This window comes from Bacillus sp. TH13 (assembly GCF_016651175.1).
GTDB lineage: Bacteria > Bacillota > Bacilli > Bacillales > Bacillaceae_G > Bacillus_A > Bacillus_A thuringiensis_S.
In genome coordinates this window covers 3,631,243-3,656,713 of sequence record NZ_JAEKEJ010000025.1, presented here as the reverse complement: position 1 = coordinate 3,656,713, position 25,471 = coordinate 3,631,243, and the positions used below count along the sequence as shown (strand labels likewise).

The window sequence follows — 25,471 nt, the reverse complement described above, 5'->3', positions numbered from 1 at the left end:
GGCTATATCCCCTGTTTCGTAATATAATCCTTTTTGCGTATTTTTCTTATAAAAGAAAGAAGAAGTTTTTTTAGCTCATAATCATATAGGAATATGGCAGCTACTACAATTAGTATATTAAGAACAAGCGCAATCAAATGATATGTATGCACTATATATTGCACTCCAATAAAGGTTACACCAAAATAAATTGTATACGGTATTACAATTTGGAATACAATTTTTTTCTTCACTACACTTACCGCTATATATCCCACTAAAGCGACAATTTCAAATAAAACCATAGCGTATGCCGCTCCTATCACTCCACCAATACTACTAAAGCTATAAAGCATAACCCCACCTATCACCAATGCTACACACTGCACAACAGTTCTCTTATTTTGACATCCACTTGTCGTTAAACCGTCAGCAATGGCAATATTTAAACTTTGTAGCACAATAAGAAATGATAATATTTGGAGTGGTTCTACTGCATTGCTCCATTCTTCATGAAAAAATATAGAAATAAAGTATGGCGTTAAATGATATAAACCGATCGTCATACATATTCCTACAATCGCCATTGATTTAATTTGAAGCAAATTTAATTTCGTATGCTCTTCTAAATTATTCTGGTTATAATGCTTAAAGAGCACTGGAAAAAATGCACCTGCAATTACCCCCGGTACTTGATATAAAGCTGCCGGCATCCGGTACGCCACTGCAAAAACACCTACCATACTTAATGGCAATGTATAGTTAAGCAAGATAGGCGCTAATTGTGGCGTACTCATTATTAAAAAACCGCTAATAATAAAAGGAGTTAATTGCCAAAATAACGCTTTATGAATGACGACTTTCATATTCATTTTCGTCTTTCTTCTCATGATATATATACTGAATAAACCACCGATCATATACCCAAAAGCATATAAGCGAGCCGTTACATACACCGGTAACTCTCCGAAAATACAAAAACATGTAATTATAATGACAACCGATGATGATACAACTTTAATGAGCGCTATATACTTCATACGTTCCGTCAGTTGAAAATAGGCAATCCCTATGTTTTGCCAAGTTAACCCTATTAACATGAAAAACATTACGTTTATCGTCATATAAATTAAATTTTTATCCGCATACATATAATGAATAGAAATATAACCGATGATAGAAATAAAAATAAGTAGAATCATTCTTATTTTTACATACGATGATAAAATCTTCTCTAAATCTGCTCCATCCTTTGCCCCTTCTCGAAGAAACGTATTACTAAGTCCTAAGTCTGTAAAAAATAACATAACAAACGTCACTGCTATGGCAACACTAAACATCCCATAATGTTGTGCATTAAAAAAGTTTGCTAAAGCAATTAAACTGACAGCCTGAAGAAGGTTAGCTAAAATCGTGCTATAAAATAGATGGATAATATTATTTAGAATAGATCTACCCATACCAGTTCTCCTTTGCAAGTAACCTACTTACATATGTTGTTTGTTTACATATATATTTATCTTGCACCATTACCGTTCAATACAATTAAAACGGTCTTACATAAAATACGGATGTCCATCCGAATCGTTTTCATTTCAATATACTCCATGTCTAACCTCAACTTTTCCTTTGGATCAAGATTATACCCTCCATTTATTTGTGCCCATCCTGTTAAGCCTGGTTTTACCATTAAACGATCCTTAAATTCTGGAATATACGCATCAAATTCATTATAAAAAAACTCTCTCTCTGGTCTAGGACCTACAAAAGACATATCTCCTCTTAAAATATTTAAGAGTTGTGGTAATTCATCAATTCTCGTTTTTCTTATAAACAATCCAACTTTTGTAATTCTTTGATCATGTTCTTTTGCCCATTGTGGTCCGTTCATTTCAGCATCCTTTACCATCGACCTTAATTTAAATACATTAAACTTCTTCCCGTTTATACCTAAACGTTCTTGAAAGTAAATTGGAGCCCCTGATGTTTCTAAAGTAATCATAATACAAAAGAACAACATAATTGGTATCGTTAATAGTAACAATATGATTGAAAATATAATATCAAACAAGCGTTTTACACTTCGATTCAATATGCTAGGCTTTTCTTGAGCCGGAATCGTATACAACTTGGCTTGATTTGTTTCACGAATCATGGATCGTTACCCCCACATTCAAGAATATAAAATTATACCTATTAATTCACATTCTTTCCTCTTTATATCCGCTATTACTTTTTGCACTGTACGTAGTGAATCTTTTCGCTTTTTAACTGCTAAAACCACTCCATCGCACTTCCCTGCAATAATGTGCGTAGCAGGAAGGTCAAATACTTCAGAGGAATAAAAGAAAATGTAATCAAAATCTTCTTTCCACTTAGCAATCGCATTATCAAATTCATCCATAGCAACTAAGGGTGTCCCTGTGTGTACTGTTTTTTTTGCAGGAATACAATATAAGTATTTAGACAAATTACTAGAAAAAGATTCATAATTGCAGGGGGAAGAACTTATTATATCGTTTACTGTTATCATGTGATTACTTTGTAATAATACATGTAGTTTAGGGTCAGAAAAATTCACATCAATAAGTAACACCTTTTTCTTCATTTCCGCAAACACTAGACCCATATTTACTATAAGCGAGGCAACAACACCTCTGTCCTTCGTTGAACTAACTGTGAATAGTTGTTTTCCAGATTTTTTCAGCTCGTGATATACCGTATAAAACTGCTCTTTCATCAGATCATCATGCATATTGAATGGCAGCTGTTTCTTTGTCCTAAACATCGACATGTTCACCTCGATATATAGATGATTGTTTATCAACCTCTGTAGGTTTCTTTTTTCTATTCGGTTTCATATTTATGTAACCAATAACAGAAACTGTTGTTATTTTCTCTAAATCCTGTTCCACGTATATACGTTCATCAAAATAATCTCGAAATACAGCTAAACCTATACCAACAAAAAAACTAACAATTAAAGAAATAGGAATGATCAGTTGAAATTTCGGAAACAATTTTTCGGCCTGTTCCTGTAACTCAGGATCAGTTAATACTTTCACTCCTTGTACATTTGTGTACTGTTGAAAGCTTTTTTGTGATTGCTCTGCCAATGTCTTTACTATGTCTTTCACGACTTTCGGATTGGAATCTTTTACTGTAACAGTTACAATTTGTGAGTTGTCCGTATTTACCACCGAGATTTTTTGTGCTAATTCATAACTTGATTGCTCTAATTTCAAAGTTTTTTTAACTGTTGAAATAATTAATGGGCTTTTTAAAATATCGACATACGATGTTACTAGTTGCTTATTTTCTTGTGTTTTATTTGTTGAATTTTCCTTATTAAACTCATCTAAATTCCCAACAAGAATTTGCGTTGAATATTGATATGACGGCTTTAAAACATACATAGAGATAAGAACTAAAGAAGCGGTTAAACAACACATCGTTAAAATAATCGTTACGAATCTTCTTTTCAATAATTGTTGAAAATCTTTTATACTCATTTCTTGCTTCAATTATTTCACCGCCCTTTTCTGAATAACATCCTGCAAGTCACTCTTTACAGATAACCCTTTCTCCTTTCTATCCACTTGTTTTGTTACATACTTTCCAACTCTGAATGCAAATTTTTCTACATATATATACGAAAGCATTGCAAATATAAACGAAAAAACAAGTGAAAAAATTAAAATAATAGGCAACGGTAATATTTTATGGAGCATGTATATAAGGGAAAATAACGATATAATATGATATAAATAAAGACTGTAAGAAATCTTCCCCAAATATAACAAGTATTTATTACGTAGTAAGGACGACAAAGTTGATATTGACAAGCTTAATATGACAAATAGACATGCACTTATCGCCACTATGTAGTCTCGAAATATAAAATTATTGAGCACTTTAATTTCTCCAATAAGCCCTTCATACATAAAAAGTAAAATTGCAAATAAAAACCATGCAATTTTCGTGTTTTTAGTACAATTACTATAAAAAACTATTAAATTATTTTTATACTTCGCAACTAGTGCTCCTAGTAAAAACAACACCGTGTAATGCAACGTTAATGCATAGCTTGTTAATGTTAAGCTCGAACGGAACAAAAATAATATCATGACAGAACATATACTAAAACTAAACAATAATAGTAATGAACACCTCAACGTTTTTCGTAAGCAAATCATCAAAATTAACGGGAAGATTATTGATATTCGCATTTCATGGACAAGCGACCAAATCACACCGTTATATGCATCTGTATTATATTTCCCAACCAATAAAATATGTTGTGCGATTAAACTTGAAGAACTTTCAATCGTCCATGAGCGATTAAACCATTCACTTAAATAAGAAATACCATATTCACTAATTGTAGTCTGGCATATAATAGCTATAATTATTGCCACAATATAAGGAATGTATATTCTACATATACGTTTTAAAAGGTATGACCCATAGCTACTATAGTTTTTTTGAATAGATTCATACAAAACAAATCCGCTCAAAACAAAAAAGATAATAACAGATTCGTTACCACTACTAAAAATTAGACGAGCAGGCGTTTCTTTTAATAGATACACAACAAATGGTTTATTATCTTCATAACTGTAATTTTGAAATGCTGAAAAAATCATTAAATGATGACCAATCATTACTACTAATGAAGAAATCCCTCTTATAGAGTCCAATTCTTCGTATCTCTTCATCTTTTTACATCAACTCCTAATGAAATGATAATAATCATTTCAAAGCGACATCTTTATTCATATTCCTCTCCTTTCTTTTCATTCCAATTTTTCATATTAAAATGATTTTATAGTATAAATTTGAGTGTATTGTAACATTTTTGGTAATATTATGAATAGTAAATCTCAAAAATTGGTATATACCAATTTCAACCTCGAAAAATGAGTAATATTGATAGAAAAACACTATAAAAATATCTTGCATATTTACAAAATTAAAGAGATGAATAACGTTTTTTCAATATAAAATAAAAAAGATAGCCTATATAGGCTATCTTTTTTATTTTATTTAATTACTAGCACCACTATATGCCACATGTCGTTTCTCAATTCTCTCTTCAATTTCTTTCATATTTTCTTTATTATTTAATAGTGATTGTTTATTTTCAATTAATAATTGTTTAAAAGATTTTCTCACTTTTTTTCTCATTTTCATTGTCCTCCTTGGGGGATGGTTTATATAAAAGATAAAGAATTATCTGTGTGTTCTTATAATAATTGATTGTTGTGAATTTTATTTGAACTTCATATGAAAATTCCGTTTATTTTCTGACAACTTTGTGAACACGAAAAAAGAGACTATCTAAAACTATGTTGAAATTAATTCACTTCATTATAAAAGTTACTATTTTCATCAACTTTTATCATTATACCTTGTCGAAACATTTATATATTTAAAATTGAGTTCGACATAATTTTATTTACTATAATACTGTTTACAAAAACAAAAAGAAGGTGTTGCATAAATCAAAGCTCGACTTATGCAACATCCCTCTTTCCAAACTATTTATAGCATATTTATTAATATTTCAGGTCTTCCCCAATTCATTTCTTCACAAACAAATCTAAGTTTTTCTCCATCCATTGTGTGTAATCCCTCTTCTAGTGAACATGAAATTGGAACTTCACAGTGAATTTGTGCTAATTGTAACGAAATATTTAAGTTCTCTAAATCACTTTCAATCTTCGTACGCTGCGCTTTTGTTAATGATTCTACATTTTCTAGTACAGCGGATACTGTTCCGTGCTCTTGAATAAGCTTATACGCTGTTTTTTCACCGATACCTTTTACACCTGGATAATTATCACTTGTATCTCCCATGAAAGCTTTTGCATGGACGATTTGCCACGGCTCTATACCTTTTTCTTCCATGATTTTCTCCGGTGTGTAATATTCGTAATTTCCAATTCCTTTACGCAGAAGCATAACTGTAACGTTCTTATCAACAAGTTGAAGTAAATCTGTATCACCAGTTAAAATATAAACTTCAGCTTCATTGCAATATTGTTTTGCAAGCGTACCGATACAATCATCGGCTTCGTAGCCTTTCATACCGATAACTGGAATGGATAATTTCGCAGTCATTTCTTGTACTAAATCAAATTGAGGAATTAATTCTTCTGGTGGCGCTGCACGATTTGCTTTATAATTCGAGAACGATTCTGTTCTAAATGTCGTACTTCCCATATCCCAGCATGTAACGATATGTGTTGGTTCGATCGCTTGCGTAGCTGTTAACAAGTGTTTCATATAACCATGAATCCCGTTCGTAGGTGTTCCATCTTGTCGTTTCATAAATTGTCCGTAGACACTTGTTGCGTAAAAAGCACGAAATAATAGTGCCATACCATCAACTAATAATACTTTTTTCATAATTCCTCTCCTATTAAAAAAATAATAACCTCACGTTATCACGTAAGGTTATATAAATAGATTACCATTCTACGTTTTTGCTCAACTTTGTCTATTATACATTGTTTTTGTATATTTAGCACCATTAACACATTAAGACATCCTACTACAACATGTATGCAATATGCCTGAATACGTATTTTTCCCAGTAGAAACAACGACAGCCTTTGCATTTCCACTAACAATATGCGAACCTTTAAAACATACATTTTCAAGCTCAAGTGGATTATAATCTTTCATCCGTTTTAATGGAATAAATCGTTTACGTTCAAGGTGATAGCAGCTTTCAAACTTCTCTATACTCGCTTCGTTTCCCGTTAACACAGACTCATTTACTAATAAATCATCTGCATAAATAATACGTACATCAGCTGGCACAGCATCTCCAGCCGAAAGAAAAATCATATCTCCAGGTACAAGTTCTTGCACTGGTATCTCCATCATTTTCAGTTCACTATTTAGCCCTGTACTACTAGAACATTCTACTCTAGATACAGTAATCGTTTCACGTTGTAATTCATCACACACACGTTGTTTTGAAAAACCTGGGATCATGCCACCAAGCTTTATCATTACTTCTGCAAGAAGTGCTCTTTTTGAAGTTAGTTCATTTCGGCCATATACTTGAATACGTTTTTGTGCCTCTTTCATTGATAGTCCGTCTCTTGTTGTTTTAAAATATGCAAATACAGATTTTACATCTCTTGTTGCAATTTCAATTAATAAATCTTTATTTTTTTGAAGCATTGTTTGTTCTTTTATTGATTTTTTACTTAGTTTATATGACGTGTTACCCACAGTTTTGTTTGCATATAACATATTATCGTCTCCTCCTTTACAACATAGGAAGAAACGCTTTGTTTCTCAATTTATCCACTTTACTGTGAAAGTGTCTAGCGCTTTATAAACGCTACATTGTGATAAATATAGAGGGAGGAACAAGTCGTTTCCTGCCTACATCATATATTTTTGATTTGAAGTATATGGGTAACGGAACCGAGTCAGAATTTGACATGCTCCTCACCTCCTCGTTTAATTTTATAGTTTATACTATGAAATTACTCATAGCTTGGTAACAAAAAAGACCCCTACCCTTAAGAGAGTAGCGGCCATTACATACACAAATAAACGATTTCTAATATAATTAGAAATCTACGGACCTCTCCCTCACCGAGTTTTAGCACTGTATAGCATAGGTACATTACCAGCTACGTTAAGAAAAACCTTAATTCGATCATTCCTGTTGACCCATTGGCGTCTCTCGACATTTTTGGGCAGTAGCATTTCTCTATACAGGAGCCTCACCTAACAGAGACTTATTTTCATTACATTGAAAATGTTACTCTTATTTAAAATAGATGTCAACCATAGCCTACAATTTTTTCAAAAGGTATGGCAAACTAACGTAAAGTTTTTAATAAGTTATACAGCCAGCAATTACAATCCCAATTGAAAGCGATAAAAACATAAGAAAAAGACCGACTGCTTGATTATCTTCTTCAAGACTTTTGTTTATATTAAAGCGCGGTGTAAGCCACTCAGCTAAATAAAAAACGATAATTTGAGCCAAAATCCCAACTGCTCCCCACGAAATCATATCAAGAAGTGAAATTGAATTAGCTGCTGTCGAATATAAAACAATAGCTAACCCAAGTAATCGTCCTCCAAGCACATAGCTTACCGCCTTATTCCCTTGAGCCATTAACTTAAATTCCTTAACTTTCGTTGTCACTTCCATCAAGAACAGACCTATACATAAAAGGCCGAGTGTTACTGCTAAATATAATAAAAAATTAATCATTTTTTCCCCTCCTTTTTATACCTACCGGTAAATAGTACGATTCATTTCCGGTAATCTTTTCTCCCGCACGAATACCGATACTACTCGCTTTTCCAGCAATTAAAAACGAACCAAACACATATGACAGTTTCTCGATCCCTTTTTCTGTTTCCAAGGATACGACTGGCAGTTCGGTATACTTTTGAAATATCGGCAGTGACGCTTTATACGTTTGGTGTGCATTTTGAAGCATAATATTTTCGTCTTTATCGCGAATCGTAATTGTATCTCCTTCTCTCCCAAATGAAGGTTTTTGAACGAAAGAACCTTTGCCTAAAAATAAATCTGGTTCTAAATATGTAGGTAACATATATTCTTTAATCCACTGTTGTTCCTCATTTGTATAAAAGGCCTCTTCTTCTGCTAACCCCCAAATAAGACACTGAATTGATTTTGGCTGAAGTAAAAATGCTGACAAAGGATTTATTATAAAAAGCTTTCCGGCTTTTACAAGTTGTAACAGTTCCACACCTACCAAATCTCCTGTTTCAGGATCTTGATCCTCAATTAAATCTTCTATCGGATATGTTTGGCGATATAAAACATCAATCTTTGCCCCATCTTTATCGACTAGAGCATCCTTTGTAATTCTAAGTTCTGACATTGGCACTACTTTATTTTCAACATGGCATAGCTGACTTAAATACATAGTGGTATTCCAATCCTCGATATGTTCATGATGTGCTGTAAAAACAACATTTGGATTATCTAATCCCTTTGTCGCTTCCATTACTGCTTTCGTTACACCAGAAGCTAGCAATCGTTCTTGATCCGAGTTTGGATCATCATAGCCTAGATTTTTACATACTTTCCCATTCATTTGAAAACATTCCACAATAAAAGTTGGTGTATCACTATTAAACTCAAGCATTTTGATTTTGTTATCCTCTGTTACAGCAAAATCAAATCGCGAAATTACAGATTCAGGATAAAGCCCTTTCATTCTAATGAAAGATAAACTCGCGGATGGAAAGCCAAGATCTAGAAGCTGTTCGTCACTTAAATTACGCAGCAGTCTAGCAGTCTTAAAAAATATTTTCCCCATTCGTTCAGTCGCTAAGTGTAATTGGTCCAAAGTCTGATTTGTTATAGAAAAAACATGAAACAAACTATACTCACATTCATATAAATCCGACCAAAAATTCGGATATTTTAAATAAAATTCTTTTCGATCCCTTATGTATTGCGACATATTTTAGCCCCCAAATCCTCCCTTTGAACCGCTTCCAATTCCACCTTTAAATTCAGCAGACGATTGATACGATTTAAACGCCGATGAATTTTTAAAGGTGGACTTATTTTGATAGTATCGCCCACCATAGAAATAATGCCCACGATAACCTGAACTACTATCATCACACTGCCATACCCCAAGTTCATCATCCCAATCCCAATCAGAACAACTATTATCATTCGGTTTTGGGGGAAGATCTTGTGCGCAGCCAAATAAAGTGCCAGTCATTAAAGATGTTACGACACCACCTACTAGCCATTTCGTTTTTGTCACCTTCGCACTCCCCTTTTTAAATTATATTTCTATTATATAAGACGGCATGATAAAGTAGAAGAAAAAGGAAGAAGAGGGATTAAATGCGCTTAGAATATCGACTTAATGATGAAACAAAAGGGTATCCTGCTTTATGGAACTACGCAAATATTTCTAATTCTGAAATTATCGCACGCATGACTTGTGAATATTTTATTAAAGAGAAAAATACTTATGTTGTTACTGCAACTTCGGTTGATCCAGACGGAACAGCAGTTATTTATATTCAAAAAGAAGTTTTCGCAAATGACCCTTCAGACCCTACATACTCCTACATCGGTTTTGAAATTAGAGAACTAAGTGAAACGAGTTCAAACATAGTAGATAGTCAAGATGTATGGAACTACGAAGAAATTTTACCATCTCTTCATTCAGATATTATATATATTCAGCGAGACGGCATGTCTATGGAATTCTCCTTGGATTCAAGAGAGATTGATGAAGACAGAAAGTGCTACATTTATTACGGAAACTTCACAGGTGAATCAAGATAATATTGATATATCTATGCAACAAAAAAACCTTACGTATAAAACGTAAGGTTTTTATATAGCCCCACATATGCCGTTCTCTCTAGATGTCCATAAACCTGCTCTCACAGGTGGATGCTCTCACAAATGTTTGTAACTTCCTTCTTAAAAAGATGGCATGTTAGCTACATTTAAATATTGAACTTCCATATTAAACTTATTGGTTTAAGACATGCATAAGCTACGTACACCGTAGGAATTTTATATAAGGTTAGTTGAAATAAGACCCCCGCACGTGCCGCTCCTCGTAAATGTCCAAAAACCCGCTACTCGCAGGTGGATGCCCTCACAGTTACCGTACATCTTCCTCCACAAGGAAGGCTTGATGATGGTCGCTAAATATTGAGCTTCCGTATAACTAACATCGGTTTTAGACATAAATAAGTTACGCACACCGCAGGATGTATTATTTACTTGTCGTTATATTATCACATTGTTTCTAATGTGTAAAATACAAAGTTTTTCGAGCAATCTCTTGCTTGTGACCTTATTTTAATACAAATTATTTTTGCATGCAAGTGATTAATCTTCTTCTTTTGCAATTTGATTTTCTGGATAAGAAATCCAATCACTCCAGCTACCTGCATACAATTTAACATTTTGGAATCCAGCCAATTTTAATGCAACGATATTTGGACATGCCGTAACACCAGAACCACAATATACAATGGTTTCCTTATCTTTCAACAGGTTTTGGAATCGTTCTTGTTGCTCAGCTTCATTCTTAAATTGTCCTGATTGCAACATTCCATCCTTCCAAAAATAGTTTGCTGCTGTCGGAATATGTCCTGCTTTATGATCGACAAGTTCCTCTACACCAGCATAACGTTTTGGCTCTCTTGAATCAATTAACGTAACATCTGCACCTGCCTGGATATTCTCTCTTACTGTTTCCATCGATACAAGCATATGATCTTGTATGTTTGTTTTAAATGTTTTTCGTATAACAACAGGAATTTCAGTTGTTGTCGGTAGTCCATTCTCTTTCCAAACCGGGAAACCACCATCTAATATATATACTTTCTCATGTCCTACATAGTTACATAACCACCATAAACGAGCAGCATTTGCACCAGCTTGACTGTCATACGCAATTACTGTCGTATGTTCATCAATACCAACCTCCGAAAGCTTGTCCGCAAACTCTTCAATGCTTGGCAACGGATGGCGGCCACCATGTTCTGCTATAGGACTTGATAAATCTAAATTCAAATCAAAATATAACGCATGAGGAATATGTTCTTCTTCATACTTTTCTCTACCCCAATTAGGATTCGCTAAATCAAAACGACAATCGATTACACGGACGTTCTCATCTTCTATATGCTCACGTAACCATTCGACTGTAACTATCATCTTTAACGACCTTCTTTCTCTTGTAAACGACTTACATACTCCATAACCATTTCTTCTGTAACATATTTACGCTGCAAGGTAACACCATTTTTTGCAAGATCATTAATTTGCTTTGTTACAACATTAATGACATCAACCGAAAATTCTTTCCCATTTGACGCAAGAGATACGGCTGCTTCAATAGCTGCTTCACGCTGCGCATCTAATTGTAAACATGCTTTTACACTTTCATTTTGTTTACGAGAATGTGCTGTAATTGCTTTATGTACTTCCATCTTCTCTTCCCCCTAAATAAGTTATACGTTCTAATTCAATTCCATTGCAAGCCGAATCATATCACGGCATACAATCCCATTTTCAATAATCTCTTCTTCATAATGCTTCGAAAAGTAATCAAAATCAATAGAAAAAATACGAAATCCACATTTTTGATATAAAGCAAGTTGTGAAACACTAGAATTACCTGTACCAATTTCAATTTTGGACATACCATATTCCTTAGCTGTTTCTACAGCATGCTTTAATAGCTTCTTTCCAATACCTTTTCCTTGCATATGTTCTACAACCGCAATATTCATGATTTCCATCGTCTTCGGCCTTGTTTCCAAAAGAACATACACACCGATGACGCTGTCCCCTTGCTTTGCTACGTATGTTAACCCTCTTTGTACATATGTAGCTATTTGCCGTTCACTTGGATCAGCAAGTAGCAATAAAGACTTCGGTATAGCCTCTTTTAAAATACGTTCTATTACAAAAGACATAAAAAATCCCCCCATCTCTATTGTTCTAAACCCTCCTTGTCTACCATAAATAATAGAAAGGAGGGATTCACCATGGACAACAATGAGAAAAAATGCAACGTCATCTCTATTGATGGAAAGAAGAAGAAAAGCGACACGTATTCCTACCCAAAATTAGTAGTAGAAAACAAAACATATGAATTTTCTTCATTCGTCTTATGCGGTGAAACACCAGATGGCAGACGACTCGTTCTTACTCATATGATTTCTACCGATGAATTTGCTGGATTTGTCAAATCTTTAGATACTGTACTGCAAAAGAAAATTGAACGAATCTTTTTCTCATAACGACTATATAACATAAATTTCTTTTTCAATCTCTACTAACTGTTTTTGCAATTGTTCTTTACTTTGTTCATATAGAGATACATCGATCGTTTCAGCCAATGCAAACAATATACTTTCATAATAGTTCATCACATCTTGTTGCATCACTTTTTGGAATAAGTTCCACTTCATATCCCATTCTTGCTTATAATGATGAACAAATAAATCTTTTTCATCGGCTACATAGTTTGATACGAGCGGTTCTAATACAGATTTAGCGTCTTCTTGCATAAAAGCTTTGTCATTCTTTTCAAAAAAGCTTTTCTCATTTTTAAAATGTGCCAGTGCTTTTTTGAAATCTTTTATTTCAACTGAAGGGAACGGTTCTTTATGTGTAATATCTTTATATTCATACTCCACTGTTCCATTCATAGAAATTGATTGATTTTCTACTTTACAGTTCACTACAATTTCGTCCTTTGCACGCTTCATCGCTTCGTCTATCCATTTTTCAAGACGTAATGATGTCGCACGCATTTCTTGTAATAAATCATGCTGAATAAATGCTACCAATTCCATAACACACTGTTGCAATTGTGTTTTCACATTTCCATCCGTTCGAAGTGACGCCGGATTAATAAATTCAGTAAACACATCGTTATAGCGTAGGAATAGACGCTGTTGCACGTAATAAAGCAACTCTTTCACTTCATTTTGCATCGCCTGTTCTTCAGCAAGTACACTATATGATGAAATAATATGAAGTAGTTGATCACGCTCTGCTTCATATTTTTTCGTTTGCTTCTCTTTCTCTTCATTCCCCTGCTTTGCACCATTTATCATGTTTACTAAAAGCTGATCTGCCCCTTGCAACGCACCATATAGAGCATGCACAGAAACAAGCATTAAATCTCTCATCATAAAGGACGTAAATGATTCCTCAAACTTAGTAATTCCAGAGTTTTGTAAAATACCATACTTCTCTTTTTCAACATTCTTTCCTTGTTTCTCTTCAAGCGCACATAAACTTGAAATTGCAAATAAACGCGGATTTCTAATACCGTATTGCAGTAGCTGATCTGCGATATAACCTTTTACCATTTCAAGTTCTTCTTCAGACTCTGCTAAATCCGCCGCATTAATTAAGAAGAACATTTTATCAAGGGCAAAGGTATCCTTTACACGACCAAGCTGAATTAAAAATTCACGATCAGCACGAGAGAATACATGGTTATAATATGTTACAAATAAAATAGCATCTGCGTTTTTAATATACTGGAATGCAACATCCGTATGGCGAGCATTAATAGAATCCGCTCCAGGTGTGTCTACAAGCGCTACTCCCTGCCTTGTTAAAGCACAATCATAATAAAGCTCCATATACTCAACGAAGCATGATTTTTCTTCATTCGCTACATAATCAGAGAACTCTTCTAATGTGACTTGTACTTGTTCTCCTAAATAAGTAGAAACTGCATCATACCCTTTTTGTACCGCTCGTAAGAAGCTAAATGTTGTTTTTTGCTTCCCAGTCGGTGAAGGATATTTCATAACTTTATCAATTTGTGCTAACGCCTCATCTAACGTAGTAATCTCATAATGAAACAGCTTATAAACAGCTTTCATATCTTCTAATAGAGCTTGCTTTGATTTGAATTGAACCATTACTGTTCCGTGTGGTTTTTCCTCTGTAACCGGCAAAATTTGATTAATCGTTGCCGTCGTCGGATTTGGTGATACAGGAAGTACCTTCTCACCAAGTAAGGCATTGGCAAATGATGATTTCCCAGCACTAAAAGCTCCGAATAACGCTACTGTAAATTGTTTCGTTTCCACACGACGCCTTTTTTCTATCACCTCTTGCTGTACATGTTTCAGCGCTGGCAATGGCTCTAATATCATTTCAGCTTTCTTCACTTTCTCTAATATACGCTGAATATTTAAAGCTGCCGTTCCTTTTATCTCTTCTTCATGAGCCGCTACGTTATCATTTACCATTTCCTGCTCTTGTAGTGTGAATTTCTCACTAACAATTTGTTTTTCACGTTGCAATATCTCCTCTATTTGCAATCCTTCTGGTGTAGCAACACGCTCGTGCCAAACATTTTGTAAATAACTTTCATATGTCTCTAAATTGTTACTGTATTGTAATTCCGTCTCTTTTGCCGTTTGCAACATCGTATATTTTTCAATCTCTTCTTCCATACGAGCAACTGCTTCCTTCACTTTTTGCTTTAAAACGACTGCACTTTTATCAAAAATTTGCTGTGCTTTTGTAAAATAACGTTTCTTCAGTTCATTCGCTACATCCGCTGTATAAAGAAGTAAGTAATCACCTGTGAAACCTGCACCTTGTTTAATGACTTCAGCTAACATTTCTGGTCCAAAAGCAATTTCTAAAGCATATATGTCTTTCCCAATTTCCTCCGTGAACAATCCTTCTTCTTTTAAGAAGGCTACAATAAATTCTTTCACATGAAAATCAAGTTGCGTTTCAACAGTCTTTTGAAGGGCAGAATAAAACGCCTCTACACGTCTTTGTTTTTCTTGCTCCGTCTTTCCTTTCGCAAATAGCAAACCAACTTTAAACTTTGTTAATTTCGTTTCTAAATATGCATTTGCCAATTCTCTCATTTCAAATGGCATTAAATACGCGTTATCTAATATAGCTTGTAAACCTTTTATAAATTCGTTTCTCACATGAGATTCTTTACTAGCCTCGCGATGTTTAGTTTCCGTTAGCTCTTCTTTCTTTTCAACTATTTCTGAAATCGAAAGCGGTGATGCTAACTCTTCCTCATATGTCAAAAGAGCTTTTTCATTTTCAGAAAGAATAAACGAGAAATGTTCTCCCATTAAATATTCTGTTTCTCGCTCCATTCCCTCTCTTACATACTGCTCTTTTTCTTTCATAATAGAAGTAATTAATGTTTCTAAACTTCCAATTTCATTATGTGGATGGTTCATCATTCGTAATGACGTATAATAAACTCCATCTACTTCAATATCCCAGTTAGAGAACGATTGTTTCACACTATCTTTATAATCCTCAAATGATAATTCATTTTCTTTATGTTTATCTATTTGATTTACAACGAGATAAACCGTTTTATTACGTTGTTTCAATTCTTTAACAAATTGCAAATTCACTTCCGATTGGACGTGATTATAATCCATCATATAAAAAATTACGTCTGCTAGATGTAGCGTTGATTCTGTCGCTAGTTGATGGGCATCATCTGTTGAGTCAATCCCTGGTGTATCAACTAACATAACACCCTCAGGAATTGGTGCATCATTCCGATAAATATGAACACCAATTACCTCATCGCCATCTTTACAAATTTGCTTTAATTCTTCTGCTGAATATGCACCGTCATATTCGTACTGCTCTCCAGATTTAACCGTTACAACAACACGATCCATTCCTTTTTCAATTTTGACAACGTTAGCGCTTGTCGGAATTGGACTTGTTGGTAACAACTGTGCTTTATATAGATGATTCATCATCGTTGATTTCCCTGCAGAGAAGTGACCGCAGAACGCTATCATAAGCTGTTCTTGTTTATATTTTTGAATCACCTCAAACAACTTTAAACTATTCTCTGCATCGCCGTGTTTTTGCCACTCTTCATAAAAACAAACAAGTTTTCTCATACCGTTTGTCTGTACTATGTTTGTCATCCCCTTGTTCCCCTTTATCCAAGATGTATATACTTTTCCCCGCTATTTGCGAGCTCATAACCAGTGAGAGTTATACCTACCCATTGATTACAGTTTCACTTTACTATCATACTAAATTTTCAGCATATTCTCATTAAAAATAAAAAATCCCTTTCATTCTTTTTACAAATGAAAGGGATTTTATGTCATATCACTCATTTTGCTGTTCCTACTCCATTTAAAACATACTTTGTAATAACTGCATATACAGCGACTGTACCTGCTACTAACGCATATACCATACTTACGCACCAACCTTTTTTTGATAATGATTATCACTTTTGAATACAGTTTATCATTAAAGAGAATCATTATCAACACTTTTCATAAAGAAAGCTCCTTATAAGAAGGAGCTTTACCGCCTGTTTTGAAGAAGGTTAAAACTTATTGTGCTCTCTTATTATATCTCATCCTACATAACTTAACAGTTTAAAAAAATGGAAATATCCCCTATACCCTCCATCTTACATTTTGTATAATAAAAGGGAATTACTTAACAGGGAGGAAAAAAATGACACAAAATCTCACGCAAGGCGAGAGGATACATTCCATCGATATTATTAGAGGAATAGCTGTACTGGGTATTTTTCTTGTTAACTGGCCAATTATTGCCGGGATTGACTCACGTGATATTACAGGAATTTACGAAGGGATAGACAGCTATATTCGCCTATTTTACGATATGTTTATTCAAACGAAATTTTATACAATTTTTTCATTTTTATTTGGATTAGGTTTTTATATTTTTATGAATCGTGCTGAAGCGAAGACCGATCGTCCAAAAACTTTGTTTGTTCGCCGCTTACTTATCTTATTATTATTTGGTTTCTTACATTACGTTCTTTTATGGGACGGTGACATTTTACATACTTATGCAATTACCGGTTTTTTCTTATTTTTATTTTACAAAAGAGAGCCACGTACTATTTTAATATGGTCAATTGTACTATTAAGTTTCATGCAATTGTTCACATTATTAGGTTCTCTTCTCATGTTATTAGTGCCGGTAAATGAACTAGGCCTTTCCATAGCCATTATGCCGTTAGAAAACTGGGACTTACAAATTACAGACAGATTCCATTCTTTCTATTCTGAAGCAATAAGTAACAGTCTTATTATGCTTCCTGAAACACTAGGATTGTTTTTACTCGGATTATCTGCCGGTAAAAAAGACATTTTCCGCCGTGCTAAGGAATTAGATCCAAAACTTAAAAAATGGCAAATCATTATGTTCATTTTAACATTACCGATGTGGTTTATTATGGTTTACTTCTTTATGAACAATCAACCATACACACCATTTTCACTTATGGGTATTACGATGATAAGTGGAAAGACATTGTTCATCTTCTACATTGTCACGTTAATGCGTTTATTACAAAAAGAAAAATGGCAAACAGTATTACGTCCATTCCAATATGTTGGACGAATGGCATTAACAAATTACATCTCGCATACAATTGTTACATTACTTGTATTCGGGCTATTATTCAAAAATGATTATCTTGCTCCATTATGGGTTGGACCACTATTCTGCGTCGGTTTCTACACGTTACAAATCTTTATTAGCCGCTGGTGGCTTTCACATTACCAATACGGGCCACTTGAGTACATTTGGCGTCTTGGTACTTACGGGAAAATGATGCCACTTAAAAAGAAAAGCAAGGTCTCATAACGAGACCTTGCTTTTTTACGCTTCTCTTACTGCACTTTGCATAGACACCGGCTCTTCTTTTACTTTCACTTTGCGCTGCGGCACCATATTAAATACAATATTTAACAATACTGCTGATGCACTTCCAAGTACAATTCCGTTATCTGTTAAAATACGAATGCTTTCTGGAAGTTGTGAGAATAATGTAGGAACGACTGTTACGCCAAGCCCAATTCCAACAGAACATGCAACGATTAATAAGTTTTCTTGTCTTCCAAAGTCAACGCTACTTAACATTTTAATACCATATGCCATAACCATACCAAACATTGCGAGCATAGCACCGCCAAGTACTGACTTCGGAATAATCGTTGTAATGGCTGCAATTTTCGGAATAAACCCAAGAGCGATTAACATACCACCGCAAGTATAAATAATAACGCGATTTCTTACTCCAGTTAATTGAACAAGTCCTACGTTTTGAGAGTATGTTGTATATGGGAACGCGTTAAAAATACCACCTAACACCATCGCTAATCCTTCTGCACGATACCCTTTTGTTAATTCTTTTTCACCGATTTTTTTATTGCAAATATCAGATAATGCAAAGTATACACCCGTTGCTTCTACAATCCCTACACAAGCAACGAGAATCATTGTAATAATTGGTGTTAATTCAAATGTTGGTGTACCGAAGTAAAATGGCTGAATACCATGGAACCAATCCGCCTCTCCAACTGCTTGCAAGCTTACTTTCCCCATAAATGCTGCAACGATAGTACCGAACAACAAACCTAATAGAATAGAAATTGAACGGATAAACCCATCAAAGAAACGATACATAATGATGATAAATAATAACACTCCAAATGCTAATGCTAAGTTTTCAAGACTTCCGAAATCTTTGCTTCCTACTCCACCAGCCATATCATTAATAGCGGCTGGAACAAGTGTAACTCCAATTACTGTAACGACAGACCCTGTTACAACTGGTGGAAACAGTTTTACAAGCTTTCCAAATAATTTCGCAAAAATAACAACGAATAACCCGGCAGCAATAATTGCCCCATAAATAGAAGACACACCGTATTGTTTTCCAATTGCAATCATCGGCCCAACCGCTGTAAATGTACAACCAAGTACAACTGGGAGTCCAATACCGAAAAAGCGATTTGATAATGCTTGTAAAATTGTCGCAACGCCGCACATTAATAAATCAATTGAGACTAAGTATGTTAACTCTTTTTGATTTAAACCAAGTCCGCCGCCTACAATAAGCGGAACGATAATTGCGCCAGCATACATAGCAAGCATATGCTGCATACCAAGCGATGCAATTTTAAATGGATGCTGCTTCATCGTTTATTTCACCTCCGCAGTTTCTTGCTGTACAAATGTAACTGTGCCGTTATCAAGTGATGCAATTTCTGCTAGTGATTCAACACGAACCCCTTGTTCACGAAGCTTCTTTCCTCCATCTTGAAATGCTTTTTCAATAACAATTCCAATTCCTGCAATACTTGCTCCTGCTTGCTCTACCAAACTCATTAAACCTAAAGCAGCCTGACCGTTTGCTAAAAAGTCATCAATGATTAACACGCGATCATTTTCATCAATATGATTTCGAGATAATGAAATTTCATTTGTTTCTTGTTTTGTAAATGAATATACGTTTGCAACGTACATATTATCTTGTAACGTTAACGATTTACGTTTTCTTGCAAAGATTACTTTTACACCAAGCTCTAATGCAGCCATAACAGCTGGTGCAATGCCTGAAGATTCAATCGTCACGATTTTTGTAATGTTCTCTTCTTTAAAACGTTTAGCAAATTCTTTTCCGATTTCTTGCATAAGTACTGGGTCAATTTGATGATTTAAAAATGCATCTACCTTTAATACGTCACCAGATAAAACCTTTCCTTCGTTCAAAATCTTTTCTTGTAATACTTTCATGTTTGTTCCCCCTCTTATGCAATAAAAAAACTCCAAAAGCCGCCACCACTCGTTACAAGTGAGAGACGCGCTTTTGGAGTTTCGCAAAAAAGAATGCTAAACAAGCAACTATATTCGTCCTCACTCATAGTCAAAGTATTTACGGTACTTCGGTAGAAACTTGCAGGCCATATCCCCGCGATTATATGAGTGTAGCTAACTATTTATTTTATAGAAGGATTATAACGCACTTTTTATACTTTGAAAAGCATTTATCGAAAAAACACGTACGAATTTTTAAAAACTAATATTTTCGTTCGAGTTTTACAAACTCTTTCATTCCCAATTACAACTTCGTTAAAATGATTGGCCCATCTTTTGTAATCGCAAGTGTATGCTCATATTGAGCTGATAATTTCCCGTCCATCGTTCGTGCAGTCCACCCATTTAAATCTACTTTCGAATATCGCATACCTACATTGACAATCGGCTCAATCGTAATCACCATTCCTTCTTGTAACTGAGGCCCTTGTCCTTGCTTCCCAAAATGAAAAATTGCTGGTTCTTCATGAATCTCTTTACCGATCCCATGCCCCGTAAAGTCTCTTGCAACAGAAAAACCTTCATTTGTTACATAACTTTCAATTGCATAGCCAATATCTCCTACATGATTACCGATTACCGCCTGATCAATCCCTTTATATAAAGCATTCTCAGCTACTAACAATAACCTTTCTGCTTCATCAGAAACATTTCCAACTATATACGTCCAAGCAGAATCTGAAAGACCACCATTTAAGTTTACTACCATGTCAATTGTTACAATATCACCCTCAGTTAAAGAAACATCGGCCGGAAACCCATGACACATTTCATCGTTTACAGATGCACATATCGCATATGGATACCCATTGTAATCTTTCTGTTCAGATGTGGCACCATGCTTTTTTAAATACATTTCAACAAACGTATTAATCTCTTGCGTCGTTATACCTGGCTTTATCATTTTCGCAATTTCTTTATGACATGAAGCAAGTAATTTTCCAGATTCATGCATCAAATCTATTTCATTTTTCATTTTAATTGTAATCATACTACCTCTACCTTTCCTTACTAAACCTGCTATTTGCTACTAAAATTCTATCATACACATCCTTTACCAAAATTTCAAAACCCTCTATTACAACAAGTACAAAAATATGTATCATATATTTCTAAATCAAAATAAAAAACAGAAGACCCCTCTGTTTTTTAATCATGTTTACATATGTAGTTCATTTTCAAAAACTCAAAACAACTACCATTTGTTTTCTGTATAAACGTTCCAACCGCCTCAAATCCTGCTCTTTTATACACTTTGATTGCTCTCTCATTAAATGTCGCTACTGATAGTGTTATATAATTGCACCCGTATTTTTCTTCACTAAAAGCTAGTCCAGCATTCACGAACTGTAAACCAAATCCATTGCCAGTTATATCAGGTCTCATTCCAAGTCCTATATCAACCGTTCCATCATTCATTTTACAAACAGTAAAAAAACCAATGAGAATGCCATTTTGCTTCACAGAAAATGTATGATCCCCTCTACTCTCACCATGTAAAAATTCATCTAAATCTTCTTCATCTGCCTCTATATCATAAAAAGAATATTTCCCTTCATAATACCAGTTATACGCAATTTCCTCCGCTTCTTCTTGCTTCATTACTGTATATGTATAACCCATTCTCCCATCCCCTTTAACAAAAAGAGCTGCAATTAAGCAGCTCTTTTTTTACAACTCATAAATCTCTTTATATTTCGCTTCTAAATAATCGGCTAAGTAGTTTGCATTTAAGCCTTCACCTGTTACATCTTCTAAAATTTCAAGCGGCTTTTTCGTTTTACCATATTGGTGAATATGTTCTGTTAACCATTCACGAATCGGTGTTACGTTTCCTTCTTCTAATAATGCATCAAAGTTCGGAATGTCTTTTAACATTCTTTGCTTAAATTGCGCTGCATACATGTAACCAAGCGCATAAGATGGGAAGTATCCAAATGAACCACCAGCCCAGTGAACATCTTGCAATACACCTTGTGCATTATTTTCCGGACGAATGCCTAAATATGCTTCCATCTTATCATTCCAAGCTGCTGGTAAGTCCTTCACTTGTAATGTACCATCAAATAATTCTTTCTCAAGCTCATAACGAACCATAACATGAAGCGGGTATGTAAGTTCATCTGCTTCTATACGAATGAATGACGGTTTCGATTCGTTAATTGCATCATAAAACTCATCGACTGACATATCATCAAATTGACCATTGCTATACTCTTTTAATAAATCATAATTCTTCTTCCAGAATGATTTATTACGGCCGATAAAGTTCTCAAAGAATAATGATTGTGATTCGTGAATACCCATAGATGTACCACTGCAAAGTGGTGTACCTTCAAATTGTTCTGCAATATTTTGTTCATATACTGCATGACCACATTCATGAATTGTTCCAAAAACAGCCATACGAAAATCTTTTTCATCATAGCGTGTCGTAATACGAACATCCCCTCTATTTAATGTAATTTCGAAAGGATGTACTGTTTCATCAAGACGACCTGCTTCAAAGTCATAATTCAATTGCTTCAATAATTCTAATGTAAAGTTCTTTTGTTTTTCTTTTGAAAATTGTTCCGATAAAGCACTTGTTTTTAATCCTTTTTTAGACTCAGAGATTTCTTTTACAAGCGGTACGATGCGCTCACGAAGCTGACCAAATACGTGATCTAAAACTTCTACTGTAATACCTGGCTCATACATATCTAATAATGTATTGTATTTATATGTTTCATAACCCCAATATGTAATAAATTTCTTTTTAAATTCCACAATTTTTTCTAAGTACGGGCGGAACATTTCGAAATCAGATTTTTCGCGAGCTTCTTCCCACACACTCTCTGCTTTCGCTTCTAATTTCACATAAGCCTCATATTCAACTTGTGGAATTTTTTTATTTCTATCATATTCTTTCCGGCACTCTTCAACCATTTTCTTCGTCGTTTCAGAAAGTTTATCTTCGCGTATTAAAGCTTCAAGCTCTGTTAAATAGTTTCCCATCTCATCTGAAGTCGACATAGCAAACACTTCTGACGAAAGCATACCAATTACTTCAGAACGCTGATCCACACCTTTTTTGGGTGCACCTGTTCTTAAATCCCAAAACATTAAACTTAATGCTTCTCCGTAATTCTGTATCTTCTTCACGTATGTTAAAAATTGTTTTTCTACTTCATATGTAGCAACTGTCATCGTATAAAAGCCTCCTTTTTCTACCTCAAACTTAATTCGACACGGACATATAAATTCCTTTTATAATAGAAAAAAGCTTGGCAAGCGCCAAGCTTTCTCCTTATAATTCTTTACCTTCTACTGGCAGTACATTTTTCACAGCTGCAACTACTTTCTCATCTTCTGAATCAGATAAGAAGATTGATATAGCACCTTTATCGTCGCTCGTACGAATTAAACGTCCCATCCCTTGACGAAGTCGTAAAATCATATACGGTACATCTACATCCCAGAATGGATCATTTACGTGCTTACGTTTCGCTTCAAACACAGGATCGTTTGGAGGGAATGGTAATGACCAAATGATAACATGTGATAATGATGAACCTGGAATATCTAAACCTTCCCATAAATGAACGGCACAAAGTACAGTCTCTTCTTCATTTTGGAAACGAGAAACGAGCTGACTAATTTCCTGATCTCCTTCATATAGAAACGGAACTGACATTTGTTCTTTACTTACATATTCTTTAAACGCTGCAAGTTCTTGTGTTGTACGGAATAATACAAGCGTACGTCCATTTGTTTTTTGTATATTTTCAAGTGTATATTGACACTTTCTTTCCCATTCATTTTCTTTCGTATGCGATAGTAAGTTTACCGCCATTTGCTCCTCATAATCAAACGGTGAGGCAACTGAGAATGATAAGTAATCTTTTACCCCTAGACTATTTGCTGTAAATGCGAATGAATCGTTGTTCGATAATGTCGCAGAAGAGAAAATATACGGGATTTTCTTCGAGAATACTTTCTCTTGTAACACTTCTTCAACTGCACGCGGCATAATAACTAACGTGAAGGCACCATCACCTTCTTCGCCCCATGTAATTACATTTTTCTCGTGCATAAACAGACGAAGTGAATGTTCTAACACATCTAAATGCTCATCAACGATATTTAAGTCATACGTGTTTACTGTATGCATTTCACTTTCAAATACTAATGCATCACCGACTTCACCAATTTTTGCATAAAGTCGCTTCGCTTCAGCTGTTACTTTTTCTGTCACAGTAATTTCTAAACGATCAGAACCGGCAATTTCCTTTTTATTCTCTTGTAACACATCAAAGAATCGCTCTGTTTGCCAAATTGTTTCTTCTACTAAATGTGCAAACTCCTCGCGAATATCGTTTTGCAACAATCTCGTTAAAAGTTGCTCCATCATCGTTTGCTTTAAACGGTATGTTAAAGCTTTTTGAGCTGCATATTCTACAAGATGTCCTTCATCGAATACAACGCAGCTACTTTCTGGTAATAATGGAATTTGCCCTTCACGCTTACGAGCATCGTACGTCCAAATATGATCCATATAGAAATCTTGAGAACAAATAATTAAATCTGCTGCTTTACGATAATGTTCGCGAGAAAGAGTTTGTCCACAACGATGACGAGAATCACAAGTAAAGCAATCTTGGAAGTAATCCCAATTTACTTTTGACCATTCTTCGTCATTTAAAAGTGGAAATTCTTTTCTGTCACCATAGTGAGTAAAGTTTTGCATCGTACCATGATCGAATACAAACTGTGGTAACTCGTAATATACGTCTTCAATTACTTCTGGAGCTCGTCCACTCATAACATCTTCTAATTTTCGTAAACATAAATAATTATCCATTGATTTCGCAAGTCTTACATCTACTGATAAGCCTAATGCTTCAGATAATTTAGCAATGTCCCCTTCTTCTTTTACCAGCTGCTCAATTAACGTTTCATCTGCACAAGCGATAATTGCTGGTTTTCCTGTATAACGCGCGTAACAAATTGCATATAGAAGATATACAATTGTTTTCCCTGTTCCTACACCCGCTTCTGCGAACATAACTTTCTTTTCTTGGAAAGCACGTTCTAACTGAAACGCCATAAAAATTTGTTCATCACGCTCTTCAAAGCCTTTTTCCGGAAGGATGTCGTAAAATACATCTCCAATCCACTCATTCAACTTATCATAAAAATTATCTTGTTTCCCTACTTCAAATGGTAATCTCTTCTCAGTAAACATCCTTAGCCTCCAACCAAAAAGTTTTTCTATAAAAAAATAATAGCAACTGCTACGCATAT

General features: G+C 34.6%; 24 protein-coding genes, 2 other RNA genes and 2 riboswitches. Of the genes, 3 read left to right on the top strand and 23 right to left on the bottom strand.

Going from position 1 to position 25,471, the window contains the following annotated elements; translation table 11 throughout:
* Window positions 1–2: 2 nt before the first annotated feature.
* From JFU02_RS27435 to JFU02_RS27385, 11 genes are all read right to left on the bottom strand, one after another.
* Complete coding sequence (locus tag JFU02_RS27435; protein WP_201071911.1) at window positions 3–1,439, bottom strand: oligosaccharide flippase family protein; 1,437 nt, start codon at window positions 1,437–1,439, stop codon at window positions 3–5.
* A gap of 56 nt (window positions 1,440–1,495) precedes the next feature.
* Window positions 1,496–2,134 (bottom strand): sugar transferase, encoded by a 639-nt coding sequence (locus JFU02_RS27430; RefSeq protein WP_000617647.1) that lies wholly within the window; start codon window positions 2,132–2,134, stop codon window positions 1,496–1,498.
* An 18-nt stretch (window positions 2,135–2,152) separates the two neighbouring features.
* Window positions 2,153–2,773: a CpsD/CapB family tyrosine-protein kinase gene (locus JFU02_RS27425; RefSeq protein ID WP_061666871.1), complete on the bottom strand. Its 621-nt coding sequence runs from the start codon at window positions 2,771–2,773 to the stop codon at window positions 2,153–2,155.
* Complete coding sequence (locus tag JFU02_RS27420; RefSeq protein WP_000807060.1) at window positions 2,760–3,503, bottom strand: YveK family protein; 744 nt, start codon at window positions 3,501–3,503, stop codon at window positions 2,760–2,762. Before JFU02_RS27420 ends, JFU02_RS27425 begins: the two co-directional genes overlap by 14 nt.
* Entirely contained in the window at window positions 3,504–4,697 is a 1,194-nt protein-coding gene (locus JFU02_RS27415) for an acyltransferase family protein (protein WP_000833050.1), read from the bottom strand. It lies immediately after the preceding gene.
* A 328-nt stretch (window positions 4,698–5,025) separates the two neighbouring features.
* On the bottom strand, window positions 5,026–5,166 hold the full coding sequence (locus JFU02_RS27410) for an FbpB family small basic protein (protein WP_001228048.1): 141 nt from the start codon (window positions 5,164–5,166) through the stop codon (window positions 5,026–5,028).
* 357 nt (window positions 5,167–5,523) lie between these two features.
* Window positions 5,524–6,390, bottom strand: a complete 867-nt coding sequence (locus JFU02_RS27405) for a 5'-3' exonuclease (RefSeq protein ID WP_000757064.1) — start codon at window positions 6,388–6,390, stop codon at window positions 5,524–5,526.
* 132 nt (window positions 6,391–6,522) lie between these two features.
* On the bottom strand, window positions 6,523–7,248 hold the full coding sequence (locus JFU02_RS27400) for a P-type ATPase actuator domain-containing protein (RefSeq protein WP_000964946.1): 726 nt from the start codon (window positions 7,246–7,248) through the stop codon (window positions 6,523–6,525).
* Between the two features lie 335 nt (window positions 7,249–7,583).
* Window positions 7,584–7,749: riboswitch (M-box (ykoK) riboswitch) on the bottom strand.
* A 94-nt stretch (window positions 7,750–7,843) separates the two neighbouring features.
* The gene (locus tag JFU02_RS27395) at window positions 7,844–8,230 is read right to left on the bottom strand and encodes a DUF350 domain-containing protein (protein WP_000606857.1); all 387 of its coding nucleotides are present in this window, start codon (window positions 8,228–8,230) and stop codon (window positions 7,844–7,846) included.
* Entirely contained in the window at window positions 8,223–9,461 is a 1,239-nt protein-coding gene (locus JFU02_RS27390; RefSeq protein ID WP_000084937.1) for a glutathionylspermidine synthase family protein, read from the bottom strand. Before JFU02_RS27390 ends, JFU02_RS27395 begins: the two co-directional genes overlap by 8 nt.
* A gap of 3 nt (window positions 9,462–9,464) precedes the next feature.
* Window positions 9,465–9,776: a hypothetical protein gene (locus tag JFU02_RS27385; RefSeq protein ID WP_000169030.1), complete on the bottom strand. Its 312-nt coding sequence runs from the start codon at window positions 9,774–9,776 to the stop codon at window positions 9,465–9,467.
* Window positions 9,777–9,859: 83 nt separating this feature from the next.
* On the opposite strand from JFU02_RS27385, the gene JFU02_RS27380 reads away from it, so the two are divergent.
* Window positions 9,860–10,309 (top strand): hypothetical protein, encoded by a 450-nt coding sequence (locus tag JFU02_RS27380; RefSeq protein ID WP_001235523.1) that lies wholly within the window; start codon window positions 9,860–9,862, stop codon window positions 10,307–10,309.
* A gap of 54 nt (window positions 10,310–10,363) precedes the next feature.
* Here the strand turns inward: JFU02_RS27380 and ssrS (JFU02_RS27375) are convergent.
* The 5 genes from ssrS (JFU02_RS27375) to JFU02_RS27355 form a co-directional block, all read right to left on the bottom strand.
* Window positions 10,364–10,547, bottom strand: a non-coding RNA gene (gene ssrS / locus JFU02_RS27375) — 6S RNA.
* A gap of 21 nt (window positions 10,548–10,568) precedes the next feature.
* Window positions 10,569–10,751, bottom strand: a non-coding RNA gene (gene ssrS / locus JFU02_RS27370) — 6S RNA.
* 116 nt (window positions 10,752–10,867) lie between these two features.
* The gene (locus JFU02_RS27365) at window positions 10,868–11,701 is read right to left on the bottom strand and encodes a sulfurtransferase (RefSeq protein ID WP_061666873.1); all 834 of its coding nucleotides are present in this window, start codon (window positions 11,699–11,701) and stop codon (window positions 10,868–10,870) included.
* Between the two features lie 2 nt (window positions 11,702–11,703).
* Window positions 11,704–11,976, bottom strand: coding sequence for a YpbS family protein (locus tag JFU02_RS27360; RefSeq protein ID WP_000451820.1), 273 nt, complete (start codon window positions 11,974–11,976; stop codon window positions 11,704–11,706).
* A gap of 30 nt (window positions 11,977–12,006) precedes the next feature.
* Window positions 12,007–12,465 (bottom strand): GNAT family N-acetyltransferase, encoded by a 459-nt coding sequence (locus JFU02_RS27355; protein ID WP_016082228.1) that lies wholly within the window; start codon window positions 12,463–12,465, stop codon window positions 12,007–12,009.
* A gap of 72 nt (window positions 12,466–12,537) precedes the next feature.
* Between JFU02_RS27355 and JFU02_RS27350 the strand changes: the two genes are divergently transcribed.
* Window positions 12,538–12,792 carry a DUF3931 domain-containing protein gene (locus tag JFU02_RS27350; RefSeq protein WP_000369740.1) on the top strand — a complete coding sequence of 85 codons (255 nt, stop codon included), beginning with the start codon at window positions 12,538–12,540 and terminating at the stop codon, window positions 12,790–12,792.
* A 3-nt stretch (window positions 12,793–12,795) separates the two neighbouring features.
* On the opposite strand, the gene JFU02_RS27345 is transcribed toward JFU02_RS27350, so the two are convergent.
* Window positions 12,796–16,455 carry a dynamin family protein gene (locus JFU02_RS27345; protein ID WP_086405886.1) on the bottom strand — a complete coding sequence of 1,220 codons (3,660 nt, stop codon included), beginning with the start codon at window positions 16,453–16,455 and terminating at the stop codon, window positions 12,796–12,798.
* Window positions 16,456–17,005: 550 nt separating this feature from the next.
* Here JFU02_RS27345 and JFU02_RS27340 point away from each other — a divergent pair.
* A complete protein-coding gene (locus JFU02_RS27340; RefSeq protein ID WP_086405885.1) occupies window positions 17,006–18,169 on the top strand; it encodes a DUF418 domain-containing protein in 1,164 nt (387 codons plus the stop codon).
* 15 nt (window positions 18,170–18,184) lie between these two features.
* Here JFU02_RS27340 and pbuX read toward each other — a convergent pair whose 3' ends face one another.
* From pbuX to JFU02_RS27310, 6 genes are all read right to left on the bottom strand, one after another.
* Entirely contained in the window at window positions 18,185–19,507 is a 1,323-nt protein-coding gene (pbuX, locus tag JFU02_RS27335) for a xanthine permease PbuX (RefSeq protein ID WP_000809215.1), read from the bottom strand.
* A gap of 3 nt (window positions 19,508–19,510) precedes the next feature.
* Window positions 19,511–20,104: a xanthine phosphoribosyltransferase gene (locus JFU02_RS27330; protein WP_000866483.1), complete on the bottom strand. Its 594-nt coding sequence runs from the start codon at window positions 20,102–20,104 to the stop codon at window positions 19,511–19,513.
* Window positions 20,105–20,211: 107 nt separating this feature from the next.
* A riboswitch (purine riboswitch) is annotated at window positions 20,212–20,313 on the bottom strand.
* 116 nt (window positions 20,314–20,429) lie between these two features.
* Entirely contained in the window at window positions 20,430–21,176 is a 747-nt protein-coding gene (locus JFU02_RS27325) for a type I methionyl aminopeptidase (protein WP_098838394.1), read from the bottom strand.
* A 158-nt stretch (window positions 21,177–21,334) separates the two neighbouring features.
* Entirely contained in the window at window positions 21,335–21,808 is a 474-nt protein-coding gene (locus JFU02_RS27320; protein WP_000542518.1) for a GNAT family N-acetyltransferase, read from the bottom strand.
* A 48-nt stretch (window positions 21,809–21,856) separates the two neighbouring features.
* The gene (gene ypwA / locus JFU02_RS27315; protein WP_061666877.1) at window positions 21,857–23,374 is read right to left on the bottom strand and encodes a carboxypeptidase; all 1,518 of its coding nucleotides are present in this window, start codon (window positions 23,372–23,374) and stop codon (window positions 21,857–21,859) included.
* A gap of 100 nt (window positions 23,375–23,474) precedes the next feature.
* Entirely contained in the window at window positions 23,475–25,412 is a 1,938-nt protein-coding gene (locus JFU02_RS27310) for an ATP-dependent DNA helicase (protein ID WP_098838393.1), read from the bottom strand.
* Window positions 25,413–25,471 lie beyond the last annotated feature (59 nt).